General features: G+C 65.5%; 23 protein-coding genes and 2 pseudogenes. 8 read left to right on the top strand and 17 right to left on the bottom strand.

Annotation, left to right across the window (positions count from 1 at the left end):
- Positions 1-3: 3 nt before the first annotated feature.
- On the bottom strand, positions 4-1,539 hold the full coding sequence (locus GOACH_RS02275; protein WP_005169852.1) for a CoA-acylating methylmalonate-semialdehyde dehydrogenase: 1,536 nt from the start codon (positions 1,537-1,539) through the stop codon (positions 4-6).
- Positions 1,540-1,789: 250 nt separating this feature from the next.
- On the opposite strand from GOACH_RS02275, the gene GOACH_RS02270 reads away from it, so the two are divergent.
- The gene (locus tag GOACH_RS02270; protein ID WP_005169851.1) at positions 1,790-2,248 is read left to right on the top strand and encodes a flavodoxin domain-containing protein; all 459 of its coding nucleotides are present in this window, start codon (positions 1,790-1,792) and stop codon (positions 2,246-2,248) included.
- A gap of 16 nt (positions 2,249-2,264) precedes the next feature.
- Here GOACH_RS02270 and GOACH_RS02265 read toward each other — a convergent pair whose 3' ends face one another.
- Complete coding sequence (locus GOACH_RS02265) at positions 2,265-3,134, bottom strand: DMT family transporter (protein ID WP_005169850.1); 870 nt, start codon at positions 3,132-3,134, stop codon at positions 2,265-2,267.
- A 61-nt stretch (positions 3,135-3,195) separates the two neighbouring features.
- On the opposite strand from GOACH_RS02265, the gene GOACH_RS02260 reads away from it, so the two are divergent.
- The 4 genes and pseudogenes from GOACH_RS02260 (at position 3,196) to GOACH_RS02240 (ending at position 6,228) form a co-directional block, all read left to right on the top strand.
- Positions 3,196-3,546: a hypothetical protein gene (locus GOACH_RS02260; RefSeq protein WP_005169849.1), complete on the top strand. Its 351-nt coding sequence runs from the start codon at positions 3,196-3,198 to the stop codon at positions 3,544-3,546.
- A 26-nt stretch (positions 3,547-3,572) separates the two neighbouring features.
- Entirely contained in the window at positions 3,573-4,043 is a 471-nt protein-coding gene (locus GOACH_RS02255; protein WP_052003890.1) for a SixA phosphatase family protein, read from the top strand.
- Between the two features lie 110 nt (positions 4,044-4,153).
- Positions 4,154-4,516: an ArsR/SmtB family transcription factor gene (locus tag GOACH_RS02250; protein ID WP_005169845.1), complete on the top strand. Its 363-nt coding sequence runs from the start codon at positions 4,154-4,156 to the stop codon at positions 4,514-4,516.
- Positions 4,517-4,560: 44 nt separating this feature from the next.
- Positions 4,561-6,228, top strand: a pseudogene (locus tag GOACH_RS02240) (SulP family inorganic anion transporter).
- On the opposite strand, the gene GOACH_RS02235 reads toward GOACH_RS02240, so the two are convergent.
- The 6 genes and pseudogenes from GOACH_RS02235 to GOACH_RS02215 form a co-directional block, all read right to left on the bottom strand.
- Positions 6,225-7,193 carry an esterase/lipase family protein gene (locus GOACH_RS02235; protein ID WP_005169833.1) on the bottom strand — a complete coding sequence of 323 codons (969 nt, stop codon included), beginning with the start codon at positions 7,191-7,193 and terminating at the stop codon, positions 6,225-6,227. The pseudogene GOACH_RS02240 and the gene GOACH_RS02235 sit on opposite strands and share 4 nt — an antisense overlap.
- Entirely contained in the window at positions 7,193-8,395 is a 1,203-nt protein-coding gene (locus tag GOACH_RS02230; RefSeq protein WP_005169831.1) for a DNA polymerase IV, read from the bottom strand. Before GOACH_RS02230 ends, GOACH_RS02235 begins: the two co-directional genes overlap by 1 nt.
- Positions 8,396-8,484: 89 nt before the next feature.
- Positions 8,485-9,279, bottom strand: a complete 795-nt coding sequence (locus GOACH_RS02225) for a hypothetical protein (RefSeq protein ID WP_245551791.1) — start codon at positions 9,277-9,279, stop codon at positions 8,485-8,487.
- Positions 9,280-9,604: 325 nt separating this feature from the next.
- Complete coding sequence (locus GOACH_RS02220) at positions 9,605-10,156, bottom strand: nitrilase-related carbon-nitrogen hydrolase (protein ID WP_281168882.1); 552 nt, start codon at positions 10,154-10,156, stop codon at positions 9,605-9,607.
- Positions 10,157-10,266: 110 nt separating this feature from the next.
- A pseudogene (locus GOACH_RS24470) lies at positions 10,267-10,401 on the bottom strand (carbon-nitrogen hydrolase); the annotation flags it as partial.
- 31 nt (positions 10,402-10,432) lie between these two features.
- The gene (locus GOACH_RS02215) at positions 10,433-12,094 is read right to left on the bottom strand and encodes a flavin monoamine oxidase family protein (protein ID WP_005169822.1); all 1,662 of its coding nucleotides are present in this window, start codon (positions 12,092-12,094) and stop codon (positions 10,433-10,435) included.
- Positions 12,095-12,323: 229 nt separating this feature from the next.
- Here GOACH_RS02215 and GOACH_RS02210 point away from each other — a divergent pair, with 229 nt between their 5' ends.
- The 3 genes from GOACH_RS02210 (at position 12,324) to GOACH_RS02200 (ending at position 15,152) form a co-directional block, all read left to right on the top strand.
- On the top strand, positions 12,324-13,937 hold the full coding sequence (locus GOACH_RS02210) for a PepSY-associated TM helix domain-containing protein (protein WP_005169819.1): 1,614 nt from the start codon (positions 12,324-12,326) through the stop codon (positions 13,935-13,937).
- Positions 13,934-14,683 (top strand): DUF5134 domain-containing protein, encoded by a 750-nt coding sequence (locus GOACH_RS02205; protein ID WP_005169815.1) that lies wholly within the window; start codon positions 13,934-13,936, stop codon positions 14,681-14,683. The genes GOACH_RS02210 and GOACH_RS02205 overlap by 4 nt, the downstream gene beginning before the upstream one ends.
- Positions 14,684-14,780: 97 nt before the next feature.
- A complete protein-coding gene (locus GOACH_RS02200; RefSeq protein ID WP_005169812.1) occupies positions 14,781-15,152 on the top strand; it encodes a VOC family protein in 372 nt (123 codons plus the stop codon).
- Here GOACH_RS02200 and GOACH_RS23250 read toward each other — a convergent pair.
- The 9 genes from GOACH_RS23250 to GOACH_RS02155 form a co-directional block, all read right to left on the bottom strand.
- Entirely contained in the window at positions 15,052-15,681 is a 630-nt protein-coding gene (locus GOACH_RS23250) for a hypothetical protein (RefSeq protein ID WP_005169811.1), read from the bottom strand. The two genes, GOACH_RS02200 and GOACH_RS23250, sit on opposite strands and share 101 nt — an antisense overlap.
- Entirely contained in the window at positions 15,678-16,577 is a 900-nt protein-coding gene (locus tag GOACH_RS23085; protein ID WP_005169808.1) for a hypothetical protein, read from the bottom strand. Before GOACH_RS23085 ends, GOACH_RS23250 begins: the two co-directional genes overlap by 4 nt.
- A gap of 107 nt (positions 16,578-16,684) precedes the next feature.
- Complete coding sequence (locus GOACH_RS02185; RefSeq protein WP_005169806.1) at positions 16,685-17,644, bottom strand: MlaD family protein; 960 nt, start codon at positions 17,642-17,644, stop codon at positions 16,685-16,687.
- Positions 17,641-18,672: an MlaD family protein gene (locus tag GOACH_RS02180; RefSeq protein ID WP_005169804.1), complete on the bottom strand. Its 1,032-nt coding sequence runs from the start codon at positions 18,670-18,672 to the stop codon at positions 17,641-17,643. Before GOACH_RS02180 ends, GOACH_RS02185 begins: the two co-directional genes overlap by 4 nt.
- Positions 18,669-19,793, bottom strand: coding sequence for an MlaD family protein (locus tag GOACH_RS02175; protein ID WP_005169801.1), 1,125 nt, complete (start codon positions 19,791-19,793; stop codon positions 18,669-18,671). Before GOACH_RS02175 ends, GOACH_RS02180 begins: the two co-directional genes overlap by 4 nt.
- On the bottom strand, positions 19,787-20,794 hold the full coding sequence (locus GOACH_RS02170; protein WP_005169796.1) for an MlaD family protein: 1,008 nt from the start codon (positions 20,792-20,794) through the stop codon (positions 19,787-19,789). Before GOACH_RS02170 ends, GOACH_RS02175 begins: the two co-directional genes overlap by 7 nt.
- Positions 20,791-21,831 (bottom strand): MlaD family protein, encoded by a 1,041-nt coding sequence (locus GOACH_RS02165; RefSeq protein ID WP_005169793.1) that lies wholly within the window; start codon positions 21,829-21,831, stop codon positions 20,791-20,793. Before GOACH_RS02165 ends, GOACH_RS02170 begins: the two co-directional genes overlap by 4 nt.
- Positions 21,828-22,850: an MlaD family protein gene (locus tag GOACH_RS02160; protein WP_005169790.1), complete on the bottom strand. Its 1,023-nt coding sequence runs from the start codon at positions 22,848-22,850 to the stop codon at positions 21,828-21,830. The genes GOACH_RS02165 and GOACH_RS02160 overlap by 4 nt, the downstream gene beginning before the upstream one ends.
- On the bottom strand, positions 22,847-23,710 hold the full coding sequence (locus GOACH_RS02155; RefSeq protein WP_005169789.1) for an MlaE family ABC transporter permease: 864 nt from the start codon (positions 23,708-23,710) through the stop codon (positions 22,847-22,849). Before GOACH_RS02155 ends, GOACH_RS02160 begins: the two co-directional genes overlap by 4 nt.
- Positions 23,711-23,721: the final 11 nt, after the last annotated feature.

Here is a 23,721-nt window from a genome sequence, read left to right as displayed (position 1 = left end):
CACTCAGTCCATCGTCGGGATCACGAACTCGGCACCGTCCTTGATACCCGACGGCCACCGCGACGTGACCGTCTTGGTCTTGGTGTAGAACTGGATCGAGCTGGGTCCGTGCTGGTTGAGGTCGCCGAATCCGGAGCGCTTCCAACCGCCAAAGGTGTAGTACGCCACCGGAACCGGGATGGGCACGTTGACTCCCACCATGCCGACGTCGACGCGCGCGGTGAAGTCGCGTGCGGCGTCGCCGTCCTGGGTGAAGATCGCGACACCGTTGCCGTACTGGTGATCCGAGGCGAGCGCCAGGGCTTCCTCGTAGTCTGCGGCGCGCACGATCGACAGCACCGGCCCGAAGATCTCGTCGGTGTAGATCGACATGTCCTTGGTGACGTGGTCGAACAGGGTCGGGCCGACGAAGAATCCGTTCGACAGGTCGTCGTCACCGTAGGTCTGTTCGTCGTTCGCACGCTCGCGACCGTCGATGACGAGTTCTGCCCCCTCTTCGACACCCTTGCCGATGTATCCCTTGACGCGCTCGAGTGCCGCCGCGGTCACCAACGGCCCGTAGTCGGCCTTGGGGTCGAGACTGTGTCCGACCCGCAGCGCGTTCACCTTGTCGATCAGCTTGGCGCGCAGGCGTTCTGCGGTCTGCTCCCCCACCGGCACCGCGACGCTGATGGCCATGCACCGCTCGCCCGCGCTGCCATAGCCTGCACCGATCAGTGCGTCGGCGGCCTGGTCGAGGTCGGCGTCGGGCAGGATGATCATGTGGTTCTTGGCGCCGCCGAAGCACTGCGAGCGCTTACCGTTTGCCGCCGCGGTCGAGTAGATGTACTGCGCGATGTCGGAGCTGCCGACGAACCCGAGCGCTTTGACGTCCGGATGGTTGAGAAGCGCGTCGACCGCCTCCTTGTCGCCGTTGACGACCTGGAAGACCCCGTCGGGAAGACCTGCCTCGCTGAACAATTCGGCCAGCCGTACCGGCACCGACGGGTCACGCTCACTCGGCTTGAGGATGAAGGCGTTGCCACATGCGAGCGCGGGTCCTGCCTTCCACAGCGGGATCATCGCGGGAAAGTTGAAGGGGGTGATCCCCGCGACCACGCCGAGCGGCTGGCGGATCGAGTGCACGTCGATACCCGATCCGGCACCCTCGGTGAACTCGCCCTTGATCAGGTGCGGGATGCCGATGGCGAATTCGATGACCTCGATGCCGCGCTGGATGTCGCCGAGGGCGTCGGCGTGGGTTTTTCCGTGCTCGAGAGAAAGGGTGGTGGCGATCTCGTCGGCATTCTGGTTGACCAGGTCGACGAACCGCATCAGGACGCGCGCCCGACGCTGCGGGTTCCACGCCGCCCAGGCTTTCTGTGCCTCGACGGCCGTCGCGACAGCCGCAGCGACCTCGTCGGTGCTCGCGAGCGGCACCGACGCCTGGACGGCTCCGGTGCTGGGGTTGAAGACGTCGGCGTGACGCCCCTCGGTCACCTCTACGCGGGCGCCGTTGAGGTAGTGCGGAATGGTGGGTACGGAAGCGGCAACGGTCACCGGTGATCACCTGTTCTGAATGTCGGGGAGTTCTGGCTCTGGAAGATGCTGCGCTGGGTAGTAGAAACCCTGTGTCCCCACATATACTAGGACATCCAAGTAATTCCGTAAATGGTCTGTGTCAAACTTTCCGCCGCCCGGAAGCGCGCGGTCGATCAGTTAGGGTAGCCTTCCTTGAGTTGGCGACGAGTTCGTCGCCAACCCCATTCCATCCGCCCGAGGAACACCCGAAGAACATCAGGAGCAGATCGTGTCCGTCGTCATCCTCTACGGCACCGAGACCGGCAACGCGGAACTCGTAGCCGACGCCATCGCCGACGTCCTGGCTGCCGAGCACGACCCGTCGATCTACGACATGAGCGAGTTCGCCGTCGACGATCTCGATCCCGACGACTTCCTCGTCATCGTCTGCTCGACCTACGGCGAGGGCGAACTACCGACGGGTGCAGAGCCGTTCGCCGAGGAGATCACCGAGACCGCCCCGGATCTGTCAGGTGTGCGATTCGGTGTCTTCGGACTCGGCGACACCATCTACGGCGAGACCTTCAACCGCGGCGGCGAGATCATGGCGGAACTCCTGACCCGCCACGGCGCGACGCAGGTCGGAGAACACTTCCGTCACGACAACTCGTCGACGATCAAGCCCGCGAAGGCCGCAGCCGAATGGGCGGGAGGCATTGCGACGGTGATCGAACGCGTCGACGCCTGAACGTCGTCGGCGGTCGTCAGGCAACCCTGCGGATAGGTGAGATCGTGGCATCACGTCGCTGCGCCTCACGCTCCTCGCCGCGCACAGCCGACGCCTTCGCGAGTTCGACGACGGCGCGGACCATCGCCGCGAGCACTATCCCGAGGAAGAGCGCCGTCGGGACCGACACCTTGAGGTTCTCACCGAGCAACACCACTCCGAGCGCCATCGAGACCGCGGGTTCCATGACATTCATCGCCGGGAACGACGTCTGCAGATCTCCGGCGCCGAATCCCTTCTGCTGCGCGACGACCGCACCGACCGCGACAAGCACCAGCAGGTAGATCTCCGGCTTGGTGAAGGTGAGCAGATACACGTGGGTCGCCTGGTAGACGACTGTTTTGATGAGCAGGGCAGACACACCGAACAGCGTGCCCGCGGCCAGTCCGTAGAAGAGGGCGCGGTAGTGCGGACTCGATCGTTCGGCGAACACCACGCACGCAGCGACCACCGCCACGACCGCCACGACCGCTCCCCACATCACCGCTTCGTTGGGGCGTCGGAGCGACGGCTCGGGTCGCGAGATCAACAGGAAGGTCGCGACACAGCCGACGAGGATCGCGCCCCACGCCCACTCCTTGGCCTTCGGATGCCGATGGTCGGCCCACGCCTCGAGCGGTAAGGCGAACAGCACCGCGAGCACCACCAGCGGCTGGACAAGCAGAATCGACCCCAACCCGAGTGCAGAGGCCTGCAGCACGAACCCGACGATCGCGATCGCTGCGCCGAGCCACCACCCCGGCGTGATGGCTCCCGACGCACGGGAGGCACGCTGCCGAAGCACCGTTCCGCCGGCGATCAGCAGCGCTGCGGATACAGCCAGCAGCGCGGGAAGCCAGGAATGCACGGAATCCAGGCTAGTGGTGTCGCAGCGGCTTCGCGTCGGTCTGCGGCACTAATCTGAGGAGATGCGGCGCACACAGCACAGCGATTCCGGACACGACGACGCGCGAGCCATCGCATGGTTCCGGACCGAGCTCGAGCAACTCGCCACCCTCGACTCCGACACCATCGCCCTGGTACTCGATGCCACACGAACCGATCACACGACCGTTCGCTCCATCATCGCCGACTGCCTCGACGAGGCCTATGAGTACGACACGCAGGCCGACGAGGCGTCGATGTCCGGCGACGACGACCACGCCCAGTTCTGCCGCCAGGAGTCCGCGGCGTGGCGCGCAACCGTCACGGTGCTGCGCATCGCCGACACCCGACAGCGCGGAGAACACCTCGCGGCCCGTTCGCGGAGAATTGCGTGAGCGCAGCGCCGCGCACGCTGGTGCTGATGCGGCACGGGAAGTCGGGATATCCGCCCGGGGTCACCGACCACGAACGCCCGCTTGCCGATCGGGGTCGCCGAGAGGCGGCACTCGCGGGCGACTGGATTCGTTCGGAGGACCTCCGGGTCGACGCCGTGCTCTGCTCGACGGCAACCCGGACGCGGGAGACCCTCGACCGCACCGGCATCACCGCGCCGACGACCTATCTCGACGAGATCTACGGCGGGACACCGACCGAGATCCTCGAGGCCGTCAGGGTGTACAGCCCAGCCGACGCGGCGACCGTGCTCGTCGTCGGACATGAACCGGGCATGCCACAGACAGCGCTCGCCCTCGACCCCGAGGGCTACATCGAGCGCTTTCCGACGTCGGCGTACGCCGTCGTCGCAGTGACCCTCGACTGGGACCGCCTCGGGCTCGACGCCGATCCCGACGCAGAACTCCTCGGCGTGCGCGTGCCGCGCGCGCAGGAGTGATCGCTCACACCTGACTCGACCATCGGGGTGGACTAGTGCTATCAATGGATTGCACGATTGCTCAATCCATTAAGTCACTATCCGTTCGACTGCACCAAGGAGGTCGGCACATGCCCAGCAGCTGGCCGCAACCGCTCTACGAGATCAAGGCCAATCTGTTCAAGGGGCTCGCACACCCCGTCCGCATTCGCGTGCTGGAAGTGCTCAGCTCCAACGGCGGCCCGACGCCGGTGAGTGAACTGCTCACGATCACCGGACTCGAACCGACCACGATGTCGCAGCACCTCGCCGTTCTCAAACGCCATCGCGTGGTGCGCAGCGAACGCGTCGGCAACGCCGTGTTCTACGAACTGGCCAACCCCAAGGTCGCAGATCTTCTCGTCACCGCGCGCGGCTTCCTCGCCGACACCCTCGGTGCAGAGCGCGACCAACTCGATTCGATGGCTGCGCTGCCACCCGTCGTCGCGCAGTGAGTGCCGCGTCCACAAGGTCGGGAGATCGTCACAGCCCGGCCTGGCTGCGTGCTGTTCACCCGCAGCGGCTGCTGCACCTGCTACCGAACCGCAGCGACTATCGCGACCTTCGACGCTCCTGGAAGTCGGACATCCTCGCGGGAGTCACCGTGGGCGTTGTGGCACTCCCGTTGGCACTCGCATTCGGGATCAGCTCAGGCGTCGGGGCTGCCGCCGGGCTGATCACCGCTGTCGTCGCAGGACTCGTTGCGGCGATCTTCGGCGGATCACACGTATAGGTGTCCGGGCCCACTGGCGCGATGGCGGTGATCCTCGCACCCATCGTTGCGGCGCACGGACTCTCCTCGATCGCCTTGGTCACGGTGATGGCAGGTCTGATCGTGCTCATCGCCGGAGCCGTGGGCCTCGGTCGGGCGGTGACGTTCATTCCGTGGCCGGTGATCGAGGGCTTCACGCTCGGCATCGCCATCATCATCTTCCTGCAGCAGGTACCCGCCGCGTTCGGCACCGACGCCCCGAAGGGCGAACGCACGCTGCCCGCAGCGATTCATGTCGTCGCGCACGCGGACTGGAGCGTCGCCGCGAAGACTCTCGGTGTCGTGGCGGTCATCGCCGTGCTGATGATCGGTCTGCCCAGGATTCACCGCGCGATACCCGAGTCCCTCACCGCCGTCATCGTTGTCACGCTCATCGTCCAGTTCGCGCATGTCGGGGTCCGCCGGATCGGCGAACTGCCCTCGCACCTGCCTGCACCGACGTTTCCGCACCTCGACCTCGACACGATGCAGTCGCTCGGCGGAGCCGCGGTCGCGATAGCCGCACTCGCTGCCATCGAGTCGCTGCTCTCGGCCCGCGTGGCGGCGACCATGTCACCGACCGGCCCCTACGATCCCGACCGCGAGCTCACCGGCCAGGGACTGGCATCGGTGGCATCCGGACTGTTCGGCGGTATGCCCGCGACTGGCGCGATCGCACGGACGGCAGTGAACGTGCGTTCCGGTGCGCGCACGCGTGTGTCGGCCATCGTGCACTCACTGTTCCTCCTCGGCGTGGTGTATCTGGCCACCGGACCTGTCTCGCAGATCCCGCTCGCGGCGTTGTCCGGTGTGTTGATGGTGACCTGCTTCCGGATGATCTCGTCGTCGACGGTGCGGAAGATCATGCGTTCCACTCGATCGGATGCGTTGATCTTCGCGGTCACGGCAGTCATCACCGTCTGTTTCGATCTCATCGAAGCGGTACAGATCGGTATCGTCGTCGCCGCGTTCTTCGCGCTCCGACAGGTGGCGAAGCGCTCGAGCGTCACCCGAGAAGAACTACCGGGTCCCGCTGTGCCCGGCGACGAGTCGATCGCACTGCTGCGACTCGACGGCGCAATGTTCTTCGGTGCGGCAGAACGTATCTCGACGGCCATAGCCTCGGGCGCCGACTCCGACACCACCGTGCGTGTGGTGATCATCCGGATGTCCCATCTCGGGATGCTGGACGCGACGGGAGCGCACACGCTCGCCGAGATCGTCTCCGAACTCGAGAATCGCGGCATCACCGTGATCATCAAGGGCGTACAGGACGAACACCTCAAACTACTCGAGGGCGTCGGCGTCATCGACGAACTCCGACACGAGAACCACCTGCTGACCAACCTCGACGATGCGATTGCCCACGCCCGTGACCATGTGTCGCGGGAGCGGGTCGCGCATGCGGGCCGCTAACCGCCTGTGACCGGTGGCACGAATGCGCACGGCACCGGACGCGGATGCGCGGGGTCGAGTGCGTTGAGGACGTACGCAACTGCTCGACGGTCGGACACTATCGAGAGGTGATCGGCGAAGTCGCGGTCGCAGCCGTCCTGTAATTCGATGTTTCGCACCGAGGTTCGCGGTCCACCCGGCAGGATGCCGACCCAGTAGGGGGTGACGATATCGTCGAACCTGGTGACGATGTTCGTGTAGCGCACGCCCTCCAGATAGGGAGTCGGCTGCCGGACGGCATGGTTGAAATCCAGCTGTCGCGGCGGCGCGACACAGTCCGGGCACGCGGGGCGTGTCGGCGCCGGGATACCTAGTGCGCGCCGGAATTCTGCGATCGACTCACCGCGCGCATCGTCGTCGTCGGGTCCCTGTCGCCAGTACGGGGCAAGCGAGATGTAGTGCGCCACATGACCGCGGCCGCCGAGGTACTTCATCCAGTACGTGGGGATCTCAGTGCCAAGCGAATGCCCGACGATGTCGATCTGGTCGGTGTGCGTCGCCGTCATGACCTTCGACATGAAGGCTTTGAGTTGCCATGCGCTGTCGTCCTTGGGGCCGAGTCCGCCGAGCGCCGACGCAGGCCACTGCGTCGAGAGCGTGCCGTACGTCGGGGCGAACACGCAGTAGCCCTCATTGGCGAGGGCGGGCGCCATTGTTGCCCAGTTCGTCTGCCGTCCACCGCCACTGCCGTGCACGAGGACCACCGGCCGGGGATGGCGCGGCGCCGGACTGCAGGAGAAGTCGTTGGTACCGGGCAGCGAACCGCCCGGATGCGCGAGCTCTGCGCGCGCGCCGTCGAGGAAGTTGTAGGTCACCGGGAGCCTGGGCGCGGCGTCGGCCGATGGCTCGCCGAGTACGAGGGCGGTCACAACCACCGTGATCGCTGTGATCGCCGACCACAGTGCGCGAATTCTCTTCTGCTGCATCAGGTCTCCTCGAGGTCGAGATCGGTGTCGGCGACGGGTTGAGCGTCAAGGGGCACGAGATCCATGCGTACTCCGAGTAGGCGCACGGGGCGGTCGGCGTCGAAGCGATCGAGAAGCTCGAGGACTACCGGTGTGAGTTCGGAGATGTCGACCGTAGGCGCCTGGAGTTTGCGTGACTTCGTCCTCGTATAGAAGGTCGATGTCCGCACGGTGACCGCAACCCGGAACGGTACCCGCCCTTCAGCGATCACCTGGTCGAGCAGTTCACGCACCAGTTGCTCTGCGGCGGTGCGCTTCTCGGTGGCGGAAACGAGGTCGGCGGCGAACGTCCGCGACTTGGAATGCGAGCGCGCTTCCCACGGCTCGGGAGTGATCGTGGAGTCACCATGGCCCCGGCACAGTACGTAGAGCCAATTGCCCTGGTGTGCGCCGAAGATCGCGATCAGGTCGTCGCGCGGCGTCGCGATCAGGTCGTCGACGGTGTCGATGTGGTGAGCGGCGAGCTTCTCGGCGGTCTTGGGACCCACACTCCACAACTCCCTGGGCCGACGGTGCCCCATGAGTTCGAGCCAGTTGCGGTCGTCGAGCACGAACACCTTGTCGGGCAGAGGTTGCACGGGCATAAAAGTCGCGGACTCTGCCGAGTCGTGCGGGGGCAGACGATCCGGCTTCTTGGCGAATTCGGTTGCCATCTTGGCGCGCTGCTTGTTGTCGCTGATTCCCACTGATGAATCCAGACCGGTGGCTTCGAGGACCGCAGTGCGCATACGGGTGGCGAACTCGATGATCGTGGCGTCGCCGACGGACTCGGCACCGCCGCGTGCCGAATCGGTCAGTGGTTCGATCCCGACGTATGCCTCGTCCCATCCCCAGACCTCGACGGGATGGCCGAGTCCGCGGATCGCGTCCATCACCTCCGCGGACGCGGCGTCGTATGCCTCGGTGTCGAGGGGGACGAACACGGCGTCGGGGAGTTTTCGGTGGGCGGCGCGCAGCGGCATGCCCGCGCGGACTCCGTGCGCCCGAGCCTCGTAGGAGGCACACGTCACGACCTTGCGGGCTTCCGTCGGGTCGCCGTTTCCGCCAACGACGATCGGGACGTCGGCGAGTTCGGGGCTCCGCAGCCGCTCGACCGAGACCTGGAACTGATCGAGATCGATATGCAGGAGCCATCGGAATCGTTGCGGGCGATCCGTACTCACACCTCAGAGCCTACGGCCGGTCGCCGCGCCGCGCCGCCGGCATCGCAGAAACCGCTGACTGCACCGTGTTTCGCGGCGCAGTGAGCGACCTAGCTCAGTCCCGCGACGCGGACCGCACTCGGCCCCAACCCGATGTGCTCGCAGCTCGTGCGCAGGGCGTGCGGGTTGTAGCGAACGATCGCGAGGTCGGTGACGGCGTCGTCATCGTGCGTCGTCGGTACCGGTGCGGGAACGGCAAAGAAGGCGCTCGCCTTGCTGACGAAAACGGCGAACAGGTCGCGGTCCCGTGTGGTGAACGTCGGCAGCGCATGGGCCATCACCCTGCCGAGGATCGCGCGGTCCCGATGCAGCGGCGGCGGTACCAGATTGAGGTTGCGCGACGCAGTTGCACAGTTGGTGGGATCGGTGAGCGCGTGCACGGCCACGAACAAAAACGCCAGCCGAACCATGTCGACCTTCGCGACGTCGTTGGTGTCGCGGTAGTCGTCGACGATGCTCTGCAGCGCGCGAACCGGCAACACCGCGGGTGCGTTGTTGAGTTGTTCTGCGGCACTGTGGTCGTCACCGATGGAGTCGATGAGCATACCGATCAGTGCATCGACGGCGTTCTCGTGCCGGTTGACTGCCTGACGCAGCGCTGCCGAGGTCCCCTCGATCAACCCGAAACGCTCGGCTTCGGCGAGCAGGACGTCCAATCCCGGGATCACAATGAGCTTCTCGACCTCGATCGCCTCGATCAATACCGAGGGTCGCAGAAAAGCCCGTGGGCGTTGTTGTCGCCGCGCGGCTCTCCCCTGCCGCTCGACCCCGGACGAGCGCGCACCCCTCGCACGCACTTGTCCTGCATGTGTGGATCGCCCGATATCCATTGCCGTCTCGGCCATGAGTCCGCCCCCTTCATCGACACTCGATCGGATGGGATCAACACGAAAAGGGGGCACTGACGCCGATGGGAGCGCACGCTTGCGCGAACACCATCGTGGTGAAAGTGACCCCAAAAGCATGGCTACCGGTCGGTAGCTTACTGACCCGTAAGAAAAGGTAGAACACTGCTGCGCGTCGTGTCTACAGCGGAACGTGATCGTCGACACATTCGTCAATGCGTCTCACGAAAAGGCTTGGACCAGTACCGATGCACTTGATTTAACGCACCAAGCCAAACTCCGCGTTGACGTCAGCGGATGATGCTCCGCGCCACGGAGCACTTCGTCACGACAGTGAATCCGGTCGACGATCGGCGAGATAGGTGAACCGTTCACGCGAGTCGTCGAGGACCCTTCGCTCGACGTCGACGATCAGCAGCTCCGGGTCGCGGCCGGCCCTCGCACGGATGCTGCCGTCGGGATCGATGGCTTCGCTGAGTCCGCCGTAGGCCAGGTCACCCTCGCGACCGCAGTAGTTCGCGTAGACCACAAAGACGGTGTTCTCGAGTGCGCGAGCGGGCAGCAAGACCGTTTGAACGGCGTCGTACTCGGGCATGTTGGCGGTCGGAACGCAGATCACCTCCGCACCCCGAACCGCGAGATCGCGCACCATTTCCGGGAATTCGACCTCGTAGCAGATCAGCAGCCCCAGACTCCACCCGCCGAGGCCGATCACGGGAGCCGTGGCCGAGCCGGGCGCGACCGCTTGGCGGTCGACCTCTCCGAAAAGATGCGTCTTCCGGTGTGAGGCAAGGGAAATACCGTTGGGATCGACGAGCCTGACCGTGTTGTACACAGCCGAACCGTCGAGTTCGGCACAGCCGTAGAGGACCGCGATCCCGGCGCGGCGCGCGATGGCACCGACGGCGTCACCGAGTGGGCCGCCGACGGGTCGGCGAGGCGTCGGGCGGTGCCCGGTCCGATGTTGTACCCGGATAGATACATCTCCGGAGTGACCATCAGGTCCGCCCCGCGCGCGGCAGCATCGCCGGTGGCCCGTTCGAGTCGTTCGAGGTTCTCCTCGACGTCGTCCGCCACGGATACGCACTGCCACAGCGCAATTCGCAATCGATCCGCAGTCATCACGTCGCCCTTCCACCGTAGACGGGCATGGTCATGGTCCGATGTCTATGGGTCCGAGTTCGGCGAACACGTCGCCGGGACCCGGGTTCTGGGGATTCGACGCTCCGCCGAAGTGCGCGATGACTCCCCACACCGCATTGAGCCCGGTCTGTACCGCACCCTCGACCCAGGCAGGTGTGAACGAGACGTCGTCGCCCGCGATGAAGATGCCACGCTCGGCGTCGGGAAGACGCTCCTGGGCGTGAAAGTGGTTGTACATCCGGGTGTTGTAGCGATAGTGCCCGGGCAGTGCACCTTTGAACGCCCCGAGGAAGTGGGGGTCGTCCTCCCACGAGACGGTGATCGGTCGGCCGACGATGTGTGAGGCTATATCGAGGTCGGGATAGATCTTCTTCAGTGCCGCCAGCGCGAGCTCGACTCGACGGTCTACGGGGTGCGGCAACACTTTCAGGGCGTCGCTCATCCACGTGTAGGACAGGCAGATGACTCCGGGCCGCTCGGGTCCGTTGTCGAACAGATAGGTGCCGCGCGTGAGGCGGTCGGTGAGGGTCATGCTCATGACGTCGCGGCCCGTCGTCGGATCGGTGTCGGTCCAGAAGGGCCGGTCGACCATGACGAACGTCTTCGACGACTGCATGTACCTGGTGCGATCGAGTGCCATCCAGAGATCCTGGCTGAACAGCGATTCGTCGCATTCGATCTCGGTCGACAGCAGCCACGCCTGACACGTGGCGACCACCGCGGAGAACACGCGCGAATCGCCCCAGCGATCGGTCACCTCGATGCGGTCGGGTCCCAGTCGTCGGATCGACGCGACGCCGGCCCGCGGTGCGCCACTGTGCAACGACGACAGACTCGTTCCGACCGGCCAGTGAGCGATCCGATGCGGTGTGGCCGACCACAGGCGGCGCGGAACCTGTTCTGCCCCACCGACGATCAGTCGCTGATCGGTGTCGCAGTTGGTGACGACGACGCGCAGGATCTCGAGCATCGAGTTGCCGAAGTCCGAATCCCAGCCACCGGTGCCGAATCCGACCTGCCCGAACAGCTCCCGATGGCGGAACGTCGCAGTGCCGAACTCTTCCGACGTCGCGAGGAAGTCGTAGAAGCTCCGGTCGTCCCATTCCCGGACCAGCTGGTTCCACATCGACTTGAGCGCTGCGGTGTCGCGAGCACGAATCGCCTCCTGCAGCGCCGAGAAGCCTGCGATGCGTTCGAGCGCGGAATCCCAGGCGTCGGAGATCTCGCGGTAGATGGGCGGCAGGTCGTCGAGCGTCCTGGCGTAGAACGTCTCGCCACCGAGATCGATCACCGTGCTGCCCGCGGCCTCGGTCAGCGGATTGGGAAACGGCCGCGAGCACAACCCGAGGGCGTCGACGTAGTGGAAAAACGCGCTCGACGACACGGGAAACCGCATGCCGCCGAGTTCGGCGACCTCCGGCTCACCCGGCACGAACTGCTCGGACCGCAGCCGACCACCGATGCGGTCGGGCTCGTACACCACCGGACGCAGGCCGACCCGCATGAGCTCATACGCCGCGACCATCCCCGCCATTCCGGCGCCGATGATTGCGACCTCCTGCCCGAGCGCGTCGTCGGGCACGGTGCCCAGACCGACCGGATGGGCGACCCAGTCGTCGTAGGCGAACGGGAAGTCGGGGCCGAAGATGGTGACCGGTGCGTCGGGCTGCACTCATCAACCCTATGGGGTGATGCGCCCCCGTGCGGGGGATCGCGGCGGAGGGCGCGCACGGTCGACGGCTGGGAGCGCACAGTCGACGGCTGGGTGCGCACGGTCGACGTGATCGGGGACACTTTCGAGCGTCGGGAACCGCGGGCGGTCGGTGTGCGACTACTCCTCACAGTGCTGTCGTGCCCAGGCGACGGCGTCAGCCCGCCCCGACGAAGGAAGTCCCGAAACCGTGGTCAGTTCCGATTCCGCCGGCCCAACGCACGTCAGCTCACCAGAGACCGACCCACAGGAAGCCGACACGGCACGAGCCGACTCCTCGCCTCTGGACACGGAATTTCCTGTTGACACTGCGAGGTTTCCTGTTGACACTGCGAGCGGTCGGTTTCGCGCACCGTCGGCCGCTCGGCGCTGGCGCCCGCTGCTGCTGCGGTGGCACTTCTACGCGGGCATCCTGATCGGCCCGTTTCTCCTCGTTGCAGCTGTCACGGGCACCCTCTACGCCTTGATCCCGCAGGTCGACCGTGCCGTCTACAGCCACGAACTGACCGTCGACCACGTCGGCACCGCGCGGCTGTCGCTCGGCGATCAGGTCACCGCCGCGCGCAGGGCACACCCGGAGGGCACCATCGTCTCCGTGACCCCCGCGCCCAACGCGGACGCGACAACTCGCGTCAGTCTCGCCGTCGACGACGTCCCGGCCGATCGCACCCGCACCGTGTTCGTCGACCCCTACACCGGCGAGGTTCGCGGCGCCCTCACGACATCCGGCGAGTGGCTGCCGGTGCGGGCCTGGTTCGACGACCTGCACCGCAACCTGCATCTCGGCGTCGTCGGCCGCAACTACAGCGAGATCGCGGCGAGCTGGCTGTGGGTCACCGCGCTCGGCGGACTCATTCTGTGGATCGGCCATCGCCGACGGACCCGCAAGCTCAATCGGCTGCTGGTCCCCGACCGCGACGCCCCGAAACGACGCCGAACGCTGACCTGGCACGGTGCTGTCGGCACCTGGATCATCATCGGGTTGGTGGCGCTCTCGGCGTCGGGTCTGAGCTGGTCGCGGTATGCGGGCGAGAGCATCGGCAACCTACGCACCGAAATGTCGTGGACCACGCCGGGAGTTTCCACCGCTCTGCACTCCGACACCTCGGGTCACGCGGGACATTCCGGTCACGGCGGCGGCACCGACGCCGCGCCGCCTGAGATCGCGCCATCGGACTTCACCGCGGTCGACCGCGCCGCCCAGAACGCGGGCATGCGGGCACCGATGGTCATTACCCCGCCGTCGGAGGCGGGTACGGCGTGGTCGGTGAACGAGAACAACCGCGGCTTCCCCACCCGCTACGACGCGATTGCCGTCGACCCGCACAATTTCTCGGTTACCGACCGCGTCGACTTCGCACAGTGGCCGTTCATGGCCAAAATGACCGACTGGGCGATCAGCGCGCACATGGGCCTCTACGGGATCGTCAACCAGATCATCCTGGCGCTGCTCGGCATCGGACTCATCAGCGTGGTCGTGCGCGGCTATCTGATGTGGTGGCGTCGACGTCCGACGAGAGGCGGTCTTCCCAAGGCGCCCGGTCGAGGATCGTTGAGTTCACTACATCCCGGCGAGGCAGTCGCCCTGGTCATCATCGTTGCGGTACTCGGCTGGTTCGTGCCGTGGTTCGGAATCCCGCTGGCGCTGTTCGTGATCGTCGACGGCGTGTGGGGCATCGTCTCCACGCGTCGTGGCTCGGGTGGAGGTGGCCACGTCCACGGCACGGCCGAAGACGCACACCGCGAGGCGGACTCCGACGACGTCGTCGGCTCGGCGGCAACCGATCTGGAGTCCAGCCGATGATCGACAACCTCGCACTGCGATGGGTCGTCACCATCCTGTTCGCCATCGCAGCCGCACTGACCGTGTATGCCATGGTGCGCCAGCGGCTGCACTGGCCGGCATACGTCGGCCACGTACTGCACCTGATCATGTCCGTCGCGATGATCGTGATGGCATGGCCGTTCTCGATGAGCTGGCCGACGACCGGGCCGATGATCTTCTTCATCGTCGCGGCCGTGTGGTTCCTCGCAACTCTCGCATTCCCGAGTTCAGTTCTTGCAGAACCGGAGTGCGGGTGCGGTGACGTGTGTACCTGTGGCGCGAACTGCGGCTGCGTGCCCGCCACCGATTCCGTGTTCGGGCGCTCCGTCGCGGTGTATCACGCGGTCATGATGGGTGCGATGGCGTGGATGTACGCGGTGATGAACGGCAGTCTGTTGCCCGGCAGCGAACCGGCGATGGCATCGGGGAGCGTCGAATACACCTCGGCACTCGGGCAACTCGTGCTCGCCCACGACCACGGCGGTTCCGGCGGCATGGACATGCCGGGGATGGACATGGGCCACTCGACGCAACCGGGCTACGTCACCCCGATCAACGCGATTCTGACGATCGGTTTCGCCGTCGCCGCCGTCGTATGGCTGTATCGGTACTTCGATCGTCGACGGCGGGCGGGCACCCCGTCGGATCTGCTGGCGTTCGCAGGCGACATCTCGCAGATCTGTATGGCCGCCGGTATGGCGATCATGTTCGGCGTGATGCTCTGAGGTCAGATCATTGCGGACCGGAGCTGTCCGCGATATGCGGCATCGTCGGAACTCATCGGGTGAAAGGCACCCGAACCGATTCGAGAGGCCGCACATCATGGACTGGACCCTGGAAGTCGCATTCCTACCCGTCGCGGACGTCGACCGTGCAAAAGCGTTCTACACACGCATCGGCTTCCATCCCGATCACGACTCGTCGCCCACCGATGACATCCGGTTCGTCCAGATGACACCGGCAGGCTCGTCGTGCTCGATCGCCTTCGGCAAGGGCATCGTCGACACTCCACCGCCGAACGCAGGCACACTGATGCTCTGTGTCTCCGACATCGACGTCGCACGGGCCGAACTCGCCGCTGCCGGAGTCGATGTCAGCGACGTTGACGTGCAGGCGTGGGGTCACTTCGTCTACTTCGACGACCCGGACGGAAATCACTGGAACGTGCAGTACCTGCCGTATCGACACGAGTAGCGAGATCAGGCGTGACGTCGGTTGATGCCCTCGTCGACGACGCAGCGCGCGGCACCAACATCACCCCGACAATGCACGCGATCACCAGGCAGCACAGCGTGATCCACGGCCACACGGCGACCTCGACGGTGTCGGAGCGCACATCGACCGCCCCGCCGAGAGTCCCGAGTTGCTGGTCGGAATCCAGAAGGAACCACACCACCGCCGCGATGCCGACCGCACAGGTGCCGATCACCGCGTACCCGGCGCGCGCGCGGCGATAGGTGGGGCTCACCGACCACAGCGACACCGCTGCAAGGAGACAGGCCGCGACCAGTACGACGGCTCCCGCCACACCCGCCACACCGCTGGCCGTCAGTTCCTCCGGTGCACCGGCACTGGCCGCCGCCCGCTGCGTGAGGTCTGTGGACGTCGGGATCGTCGAACCCTGGGCCCGCACCCATATCGCCAGCACACTCACGCCCGCGGCCGTCGCCGCGACCAGCAGGACAGCCGACCAGGTCGCCGCCGGTCGGTCGGGTCCGGTCACGGTGTCGGCTGCGCGGGAACCGCTCCCCCGCCGGTGTTCTCGCCCCCGCCGCCGGTGCCGGAGGCGCCGTTGCCCGCACCGTTCTGCGGTGCACCGTTGGCCCCATCGCCCGGCGTGAGGTTGGGTGTGCCGTTCCCCGACGACCCGTCCTGTGCGGCGCCCGCGATTCCCGCGACATCGGTGATGAGCCAGTTGCTGTCACGGTCGAGCGTGATGGTGTACGGAGTGACGGTGTTGAGCCCCTTCGGGTTCTGGGTACTGGTCATGTGCGTCGACACGAAGACCTGCACGACGAACTGACGATCTGCACGGATGTCAACGGTTTTCGCGGCGATCAGCTTCGCCGTCTGCACCCATTGGACCTCTTGGATCAGCGGGGTGAGAGTGTTCACCGCGACATCGAACCGCGAATTGAGTTCTGCGGCAGTACCCTTCTTCAACGCGGCAGACCAGGGCTTGAGGTCGTTGAAGTCGAACGTCGCTGCGCCGACGGCGTAGTTGCCCGCTACCGTCTCCGCAGTCTGCTTGTCGGCCGCGAGTCCGCGCTCGGCAGTCAGGTCAGCCGACCGCTGCGCGAACAACGCCGCGAGTACCGCGACCGCGATCAACGCAGCGACACAGACCACACTCAGTGCGGTCACGACCGGATGCCGACGCGGGTGAAGATACTCGACGACCTGCGCTCGCGCAGAGGGCTTTTCGACGACCCTCGACTCGCCGCCCGACTTCTCGACACCTGGGTTCTCGGCACCTGACTCCTCCGCACCTGGCTTCTCGGTATTCGACTTCTCGGTGTCCGCCTTCTCGGTGCTCGTGACCGCCACGTTGTCGGCCCCTGCGTCACGAGCGTCCTCGGTGGTATCGGGTGAGTCGTCGATGTGTGCGTCAGTGGTCATTGGCTGACTCCTCATTGCTTGTGGATGTGACAGCTGGTCGTGAGTGGGACAGTTGCTGGTGGATGTGACGGCCGCGTGTGGATGTCTTGCGCTGGCCGTCGAGGGCGTCATCTGGGTGGTCCCAGGTTGAGCGCGACACTGTCGCCGGGGAGGACTGTCATCGCCTGCTGCAGGAGGGTCGCGAAGTCGATCTGGGACAGTACCGAGCCCGATTGCCGTGCCGTCGGCAGCAGCGTGTCGGCGATGCTGCCGAGCGGCGGCGCGATCTTGTTCACGAGCACAGCGGACCGGTTCAGCGACGGCTTCCACCGTTCGCGGATCTTCACACCGCCATCGGTGTAGGTGGCGAACGGCTTCACCGCCGTGACGACGTCGCGAATGCTGGTGCCTGCGTAGACAAGTTGGGGTGCGGTGGGGCGCAGGGAGGGGCCGATCCAGGCGCCGTCCTGCAGCATCGTGGTGGCATTCCCGATGACCTTCTTGATCGCCGGCTGCGAGTAGATCATCGTCGCCGCCAGCACCTGCGCGGCGGGGGTGAGCCGTTCGACGTCGCCCTCGGTGCCGGCCAGTGCGGTCGCAAGGGTGTCGACGAGGTCGTTGACGAGCGTCGGGTCGACCTGATCGAGCAGTGTCTGGGTCGACCCGAGCAGTTCCGGCACGGACGCGGGAACCTCGACGACGGAGGCGGTCAGGGCCTGTCCGCCCCTGATCGGTTCGGCCTGCCCGTCGGATGGCGGAATGAGGAACAACCCGGACTCGCCGATCATTGACTGGTTTTCGATCACGAGTTTGCTGTTCGACGGAATCCGGTGCGAGGCGTCGTAGGCGATCTGGAACTCGATGTCGTTACTGCACGTATAGGACACCGACGTCACACTGCCGATGGACACGCCTCGGAGCAACACTGCCGAACCGGCGTGCAGTCCATTGGATTTGGGGGCGGTGATGGTGACGGTGGTCTGGTCGGAGAAGACCTGCATCTTCAGGACGCCCATCGACAGGTAGGCGACCGCGATGATGAGCACCGCGATGGTCGCGATGATGGAGAACGCGTAACGCGCCTTCATCGGAGTGCGCCGATCATGCGGAGCACCGCCGCAACCGATTGGGTGACCTCGCGGTGGTCTGCGCCGACCGTGACCTTGTCGACGGAGATCCCGCCGTTGCGGGCAAACGGAACCAGCTTCGTCTTTGTCACGTCGATGACCTTGCCGATGTTGCCGTTGAACTGTGTCGAGGTCGCCGAATAGCTGCGCAGCAGTGGGATGATCTTCTCCAGGAACGGATTCAGCTCCGCCAGTCGCGGGGTGAGCCAGCTCAGCCCGATGGCCAGCGCGCTCGAGCCTGCCACGAGTTTGAATCCCTCGCTGATCGCGTCGAAGACCGCGCCCACGGCGAACTGGCCCTGCGGGCCCATCGACAACGCGAGCAACTGTGGATCGGAGGCGATCTCACGACTCGCCGAATCGAGCGTGTCGATCATCGAACTCAGGTGATCGGTGCCGCGAGCGAGATCGCTGATGTCCTGCGCGCCGACGCGCGATGCCGCGGGAAGGTCCCCATCCTTGATGTCGACGGACTCGTTGACCTTCCGGATCGACTCCTGCACCCGCATCAGCGAGCCCCCTGCCATGAAGTCGGCCAGGTTGGTGATGATGTCCTCGATCTGTGGGCCGGGGTCGGTGTCGTGGAGTCCGATGGTGTCGCCGTCGTGCATCACGGCGGCGTCGGCGGTGGTGGGCGGGATCAGCGCTACGTAGATGTCGCCGAGCATCGTCGACTGTCGCAGTTCGGCTTTCGAGCCGACGGGCACCTGGGCCTGGGGCTTGATCCCGAGGGTCAGGCGGGCCGCATTGGGGACCAGTGCGATGGACTCGAGTGTGCCGATCTGCGTGCCACGCGAGAGCACCCGCGCACCGAGCGGCAGGTTCACCACGGATGAGAAGTCGACGTAGATGGTCTTCGAGTCCGACGACGAAGACGTCAGTCTGGGAAGAAGATTGGCAGGGTTGGTACCACGCCCGATTGCGACCACCGCGAGGGCAGCGACCACCGCCAGCACACACAACCCGAGAGACATTCCGCGGCGCATCATCGGACGAGACCTCCCTGTACCGCACTGCTCACCACGTCGGTCAGGTCGACCACGGCCGTCTGGCCGGTGCGCGGGTCGCAACTCCCCGCGCGAGTTCTGTTGAGCAGTCCGCATAGTGCCGCACTACTCGGGGTTCTGGTCAGGACCCGGGGTCCGGACACCGACACCGGCATTCCTCGTGCGGAGCGGCCCAGTGTCGTCGACAACGTGGTGGTGATCGCCGGTATCTCGCGCAGGATGGCCAACAGGTCAGGGGTTTTCGCGATGCCCAGATCGATCAGCGGCGATGCGATGTCGGCGGTGTCGAGCAGCGGCGGGAGCAGGTCACCGAGCAGATCGTCGATGCCGGGCGCAGCCTCCGAGAGTCCGTGGAAGATGTAGACGAAGTCTTCGATGAGCCTGCCCATCATGAACGTCAGCGACGCCGAGTTGACGCCGATGTCGCGGAGATCGTCCCAGTTCTCGGTGGTGACGTCGGTGAGGGTGGCGAGGTTGTCGAACACCGAACGCATCGACGCGAGGAACTCGTCGGGCTGCGCCATGAGCCCCGACATGTTCTTGATGATCCGGTTGATGTCGCCGCCGGTTCCGCTGATCTGTTTCGATGCGGTCGAGATGAGGTCTCCCACAGGCTTCTTCGTATCGGTTCCGGCTCCACCGACCTCGTTGAACATCGTGGTGAATGACTGGAATGCGGCGCTGACCGAGATGGGTGTGAAGGTTCGCGACAGCGGTACGCAGGCATCGGACGCGAGTTGCGCACCTCCGTGAGAGTCGGCGCCTACCAGCTCGAGCCTGCGGTCGGCGAGAACCGAGTTGTTGATCGCGACCACCTTGAGGTCCGACGCCAACGGCCGGTCGTCGACCTTCATGTGCACTGCCACGTAACCGTTCTCGGGCGAGAGCGACGTGATCCTGCCGATGGTGACGCCTCTGATGTTGACCGAGTTGCCCGCGTAGAGTCCTGCCGAATCGGGTAGCCGGGCACAGAGCGCACGGGCGTTGTTCGACGTCGAGCGCAGGTAGAACACCACTGCGCCCGCGAGCAACGCCACCACGAGTACGGCGACGACAACGGCTGCCAGGCGACCGCGCAGTGCGGCGACGGAGGTCCTCAGCATCGGCGGCCCGCCAACGGGATGCAGATCGACGTGTCGTCGATCACCTGATCACCGAAATCGAGTGCGACACCGTCGGGATGGAGAGTGCGGGTCAACTTGTCGGCGATACCGCGCAACTGTGTGATCGCCACGCTCATCTTCGCGGCGATGTCCCTGGTCTCACCCGCCGACGCGATGATCTTCTGCAGTGGGGGCTTGATACGCGCCTGGTAGGGCTCACCGAGAATGTCACCGACGTAGAGCACCAACTGCGCGAGAGCGTCGTAGGTGATGATGCCGCGGTCCTTGTACCCGATGATCAGGGGTAGCACCGAGTGAATGCGGCCGATCATCTCGGTGAGTGTCTGCCGCTGGGCGGCCATGGCCGTGGTGTACTCGCTGCCGATGGCGGCAACGCTTCTCAGCTGGTTCTGTTGCTTGTCGAACAGAGCGGTCAGGGTATCGACGTCGGACATGATGCCGTGAATCGCACCCGGCGCGGCGTCGAGGCTGTTGGTCAGTGCCACTGCGGTTCCGCGCATGGTGGGTGCGTCGATACCCCACGTCGTCTTCGCGGCGGCGTCGAGAACCTCGGAGATCGAGTAGGGCACCGAGGTTCTCGATTCGGGGATCACGTTGTCTCCCAGTGGTGTGTTCCCGGATGGCAGCAACGCGACGTAGGCCCCGCCGACCACGGTGAGCATCCGGACGTCGAGGGAGGTTTGATCACCGAGGAAGGCGGTTCGGTCGACGGAGAGCGTGACGTCGACCTTGTCGTCGGACAACGCGACATCGGTCACCTTGCCGACGGTGACACCGGCGATCCTGACCTCGGTGCCGCTCTTGATGCCGCCACTCTCCGACATCACCGCGCGTACCGTCTCACGCCCCGGAGGCGAGAGGTAGAGGACACCACACACGGCCACGAGCACCGCGATGACGACGACGATCCCGACGGCCCACAGTATTTCGGCGCGGTGCGACACCTGGTCGCGGACGGCGAAGTCGGAGATCCTGCTCATGCTCGGCACAACGTCACCTTCCCCCCGCCGAGAAGAATCTGGCCCATATCGGGCAGCGACACCTGGCCGTGCGAACACGTCGCGTCGAATCCCAACTGGCTCATCGAGGCGTTCACGGTCGCCAGGAATGTGGGCAGAGCGCCGAGCACCCGTGCGAACTCATTGGTGTCGGGTACGAGTTGCATGATGCGCGCCGACACGTTGTCGTGACCGCCGAGCGACAGGTCGAACAGGTTCGACAAGAGGTCGACGATCGGCGGAAAGACCTTGGCGCCGTTTCCGAACGCCGATTTGAGGAGGTCGAGTTTGGTCTCGAGCGTGTCGAACAGCACGCCCAGTCCGTCCATCATGGTCTTGATGATCTGCGACTTGCCGTGCAACTCGTTCGAGATCACGCCGAGATTGTCGACGATCGTCGAGATCAGTACGCGCCTGTCCGTCGCGAAGTGCGTGAGCCGCTCGACGTCAGCGAGGACGTCACCGAGTCCGACGTTCCCCTCCCCCTGTAGGAGATCGAGCATGTTGCTGGCGAAGGTGTTGAACACCTCGGGATCGGCTCCCTGCAGCAGTGGCCGTAACCCGTTGAACAGCTTGGTGATGTCGAAGGAGCCCATCGTCTTCGCGGCGGGGATGACCCGACTCGGATCGAGAGGCGCGGAGTCGTTCGGCTCGGTGGAGTTCACCGTCGGCGTCACCTCCGCCTTGGTGATAGCGAGATACCGTTGGCCGACGAGATTCTGGAACCGGATCGCGAGCTGATCGCGACCGACCAGTCGATTCTCCTGCCGCACCGTGAATGTCACGACGGCGACGCCCGTGCGCTGCAGATCGATGTCGAGCACCTTGCCCACCTGTACACCCCGAACGCGAACATCTGCGTTCTTGTGGAGCCCGAACACATCGGTGAACTCGGCGCGATAGGTCTCGACGTCGCCGCCGACGGGCCGGTTGATCGCCTGCACGATCGCGTACAGCGCGAGGATCACGACGGCCGCCACGAGCAGCAGGCGTTTCGTCGCCGACGATGCGCTCCTCATGACCCGCCTCCTGCTCGTGTCAGAAGTTGGCTCAGCGGGGTCGCGACGGCGGGGACGACGTCGAGATTCGCGCTGACCGACAGGGTCGTGCGGCCGGTCCCCGGGTCGGTGTGGAACGCGCCGCCGAACCTGTCGACGAGCGCGCCGACCTGCGCGGGCGTCACCCCCTGCAGTGACTGGCCCAGTGGTGTGGTGAAGGCGTTCGTCAGATCCATGAACGCACCGAAGGGGGCGAGCCCGTTGAACAGTGATCCCATGCCGCCGAACAGATCTCCGATGTCTCCGATCATCTGCGCCACCTGGCGCACGTACGCGTGGTCGAGCAGTAGCGGATTCGAATTGAGGACCTCGAGTGCCTTGACGCCACCGGCACCTGCCGCACCGACACCGCTGAACGCATCGGCGGCGGTGGGCAGTAGTGCACTCAGACGTGTGCGCTGTCCCTGCTGCACGGTCTGCAGCGTGACCGTCGCGGCGGTCAGGAACGGCGACAACCGGACCGTCGTGTCGCTGAGCTGGTTGAGAAGATCCGAGAGCTGCGGCGAGAGCACAGGGAGGGTGAACGATCCCGCGCTGCGCACCGTCGCGGTCACGGTGTAGTCCGACGGCGCCTGGGCGAGCGCGATGACGCTGCCGCCGGTCACCGCAGGCCCCGAGCCCGTGGGGTTCAGGCGTACGGCGTCGGAGCCGAACAGGTTGCGCGACACGAAGCTGACCTTCGTGTTCTCGGTCAGCTCACCGATCGCGCTCTTGTCGACGCACACCTCCATCCGGGTGACGTCGCGTCGCGAGATGTCGAGTCCGCACACCTTTCCGACGGTTTCCCCACGGATGTCGACGGGTACGCCCTCCTGCACACCGTCGGGCAGCGACGGCGCGTCGATGGCGAAGCGGACCGTGTCGTCACCCCCGCCGAACGGGTTCACGACGAACAGCACCACGACCGCGACGACGATGAGAACGGCGACGACGCCGCGCTTGCGCAGCGACGCGGGAGACAGTTCGCGTGCTCTGCTCATGCGAAGTTCAGCCCCGAGTTGAGTCCCCAGAACATCAGCGACATGGCCATGTCGGCAGCGACGATCAGCACCAGGCTCGCACGGATGGCCCGACCGGATGCGATGCCGACGCCTTCCGGACCGCCGTGCGCGAAGAAGCCGTAGTAGGTGTGCGCGATGATCACCAGGACAGCGAAGACGACGACCTTGATCGTCGAGTACACGACGTCGACCGGACTCACGAAGGCCTCGACGTAGCGATCGTAGGCACCGGCCGAATTGCCGTAGACGACGCTGACGACGATGCGTGACGAGAGGTAGGCCAGGCACAGCGAGATCAGGTAGAACGGCACGATCGCGAGGACACCGGCGATCACGCGGGTGCCGACCACGAACGGGATCGGCCGGATCGCCTGTGCCTCGAGGGCGTCGATCTCCTCCGAGATCCGCATCGATCCGATTTCTGCGGTCATGCGGCAGCCGGCCTGGGCCGCGAATCCGACGGCGGCCACGATCGGGGCCATCTCGCGGGTCGCGGCATACCCGGTGATCAGGCCTGCCATCGGTGACAGGTTCAGCGACGACAACGAGGTGACGCCGAGGATCCCGATCATGCCACCGACCGAGACGCCGAGAATGGCGAGCACACTCGCGATGCCTCCGCCGACGAGGATCGAGCCGTTCCCCCAGGTGGTTTCGGCGAACGCCGCGAGTGTCTGATTACGGTAGGCGCGCACCGTGTGCGGCAGACCCGCGATGATGTCACCGACGAATGTCGCCTGGCGACCGATGTGTTCGAACGGCCGACCGGCCTCGTCGGCGACCTTCTCCAGCCGCGCGAACTTGGTGCTGGGAACGAACCCACCAGTGCGTTGTGCCATCTCAGCTCACC

The organism is Gordonia aichiensis NBRC 108223 (assembly GCF_000332975.1).
Taxonomy (GTDB): Bacteria; Actinomycetota; Actinomycetes; order Mycobacteriales; family Mycobacteriaceae; genus Gordonia; species Gordonia aichiensis.
Note: the sequence above shows the minus strand (reverse complement) of the source record. Positions and strands in the feature narration are given on the sequence as shown.

Coding starts and splice junctions, on each gene's coding strand:
- GOACH_RS02260 (WP_005169849.1), top strand. CDS start 3,196: ATGCGGCGCACACAGCACAGCGATTCCGGACACGACGACGCGCGAGCC.
- GOACH_RS02160 (WP_005169790.1), bottom strand. CDS start 22,850: ATGAGCAGAGCACGCGAACTGTCTCCCGCGTCGCTGCGCAAGCGCGGC.
- GOACH_RS02185 (WP_005169806.1), bottom strand. CDS start 17,644: ATGAAGGCGCGTTACGCGTTCTCCATCATCGCGACCATCGCGGTGCTC.
- GOACH_RS02170 (WP_005169796.1), bottom strand. CDS start 20,794: ATGAGCAGGATCTCCGACTTCGCCGTCCGCGACCAGGTGTCGCACCGC.
- GOACH_RS02180 (WP_005169804.1), bottom strand. CDS start 18,672: ATGATGCGCCGCGGAATGTCTCTCGGGTTGTGTGTGCTGGCGGTGGTC.
- GOACH_RS02165 (WP_005169793.1), bottom strand. CDS start 21,831: ATGAGGAGCGCATCGTCGGCGACGAAACGCCTGCTGCTCGTGGCGGCC.
- GOACH_RS02155 (WP_005169789.1), bottom strand. CDS start 23,710: ATGGCACAACGCACTGGTGGGTTCGTTCCCAGCACCAAGTTCGCGCGG.
- GOACH_RS02250 (WP_005169845.1), top strand. CDS start 4,154: ATGCCCAGCAGCTGGCCGCAACCGCTCTACGAGATCAAGGCCAATCTG.
- GOACH_RS02175 (WP_005169801.1), bottom strand. CDS start 19,793: ATGCTGAGGACCTCCGTCGCCGCACTGCGCGGTCGCCTGGCAGCCGTT.
- GOACH_RS02205 (WP_005169815.1), top strand. CDS start 13,934: ATGATCGACAACCTCGCACTGCGATGGGTCGTCACCATCCTGTTCGCC.
- GOACH_RS02235 (WP_005169833.1), bottom strand. CDS start 7,193: ATGCAGCAGAAGAGAATTCGCGCACTGTGGTCGGCGATCACAGCGATC.
- GOACH_RS02200 (WP_005169812.1), top strand. CDS start 14,781: ATGGACTGGACCCTGGAAGTCGCATTCCTACCCGTCGCGGACGTCGAC.
- GOACH_RS02225 (WP_245551791.1), bottom strand. CDS start 9,279: ATGGCCGAGACGGCAATGGATATCGGGCGATCCACACATGCAGGACAA.
- GOACH_RS23085 (WP_005169808.1), bottom strand. CDS start 16,577: ATGACCACTGACGCACACATCGACGACTCACCCGATACCACCGAGGAC.
- GOACH_RS02255 (WP_052003890.1), top strand. CDS start 3,573: ATGCGGCACGGGAAGTCGGGATATCCGCCCGGGGTCACCGACCACGAA.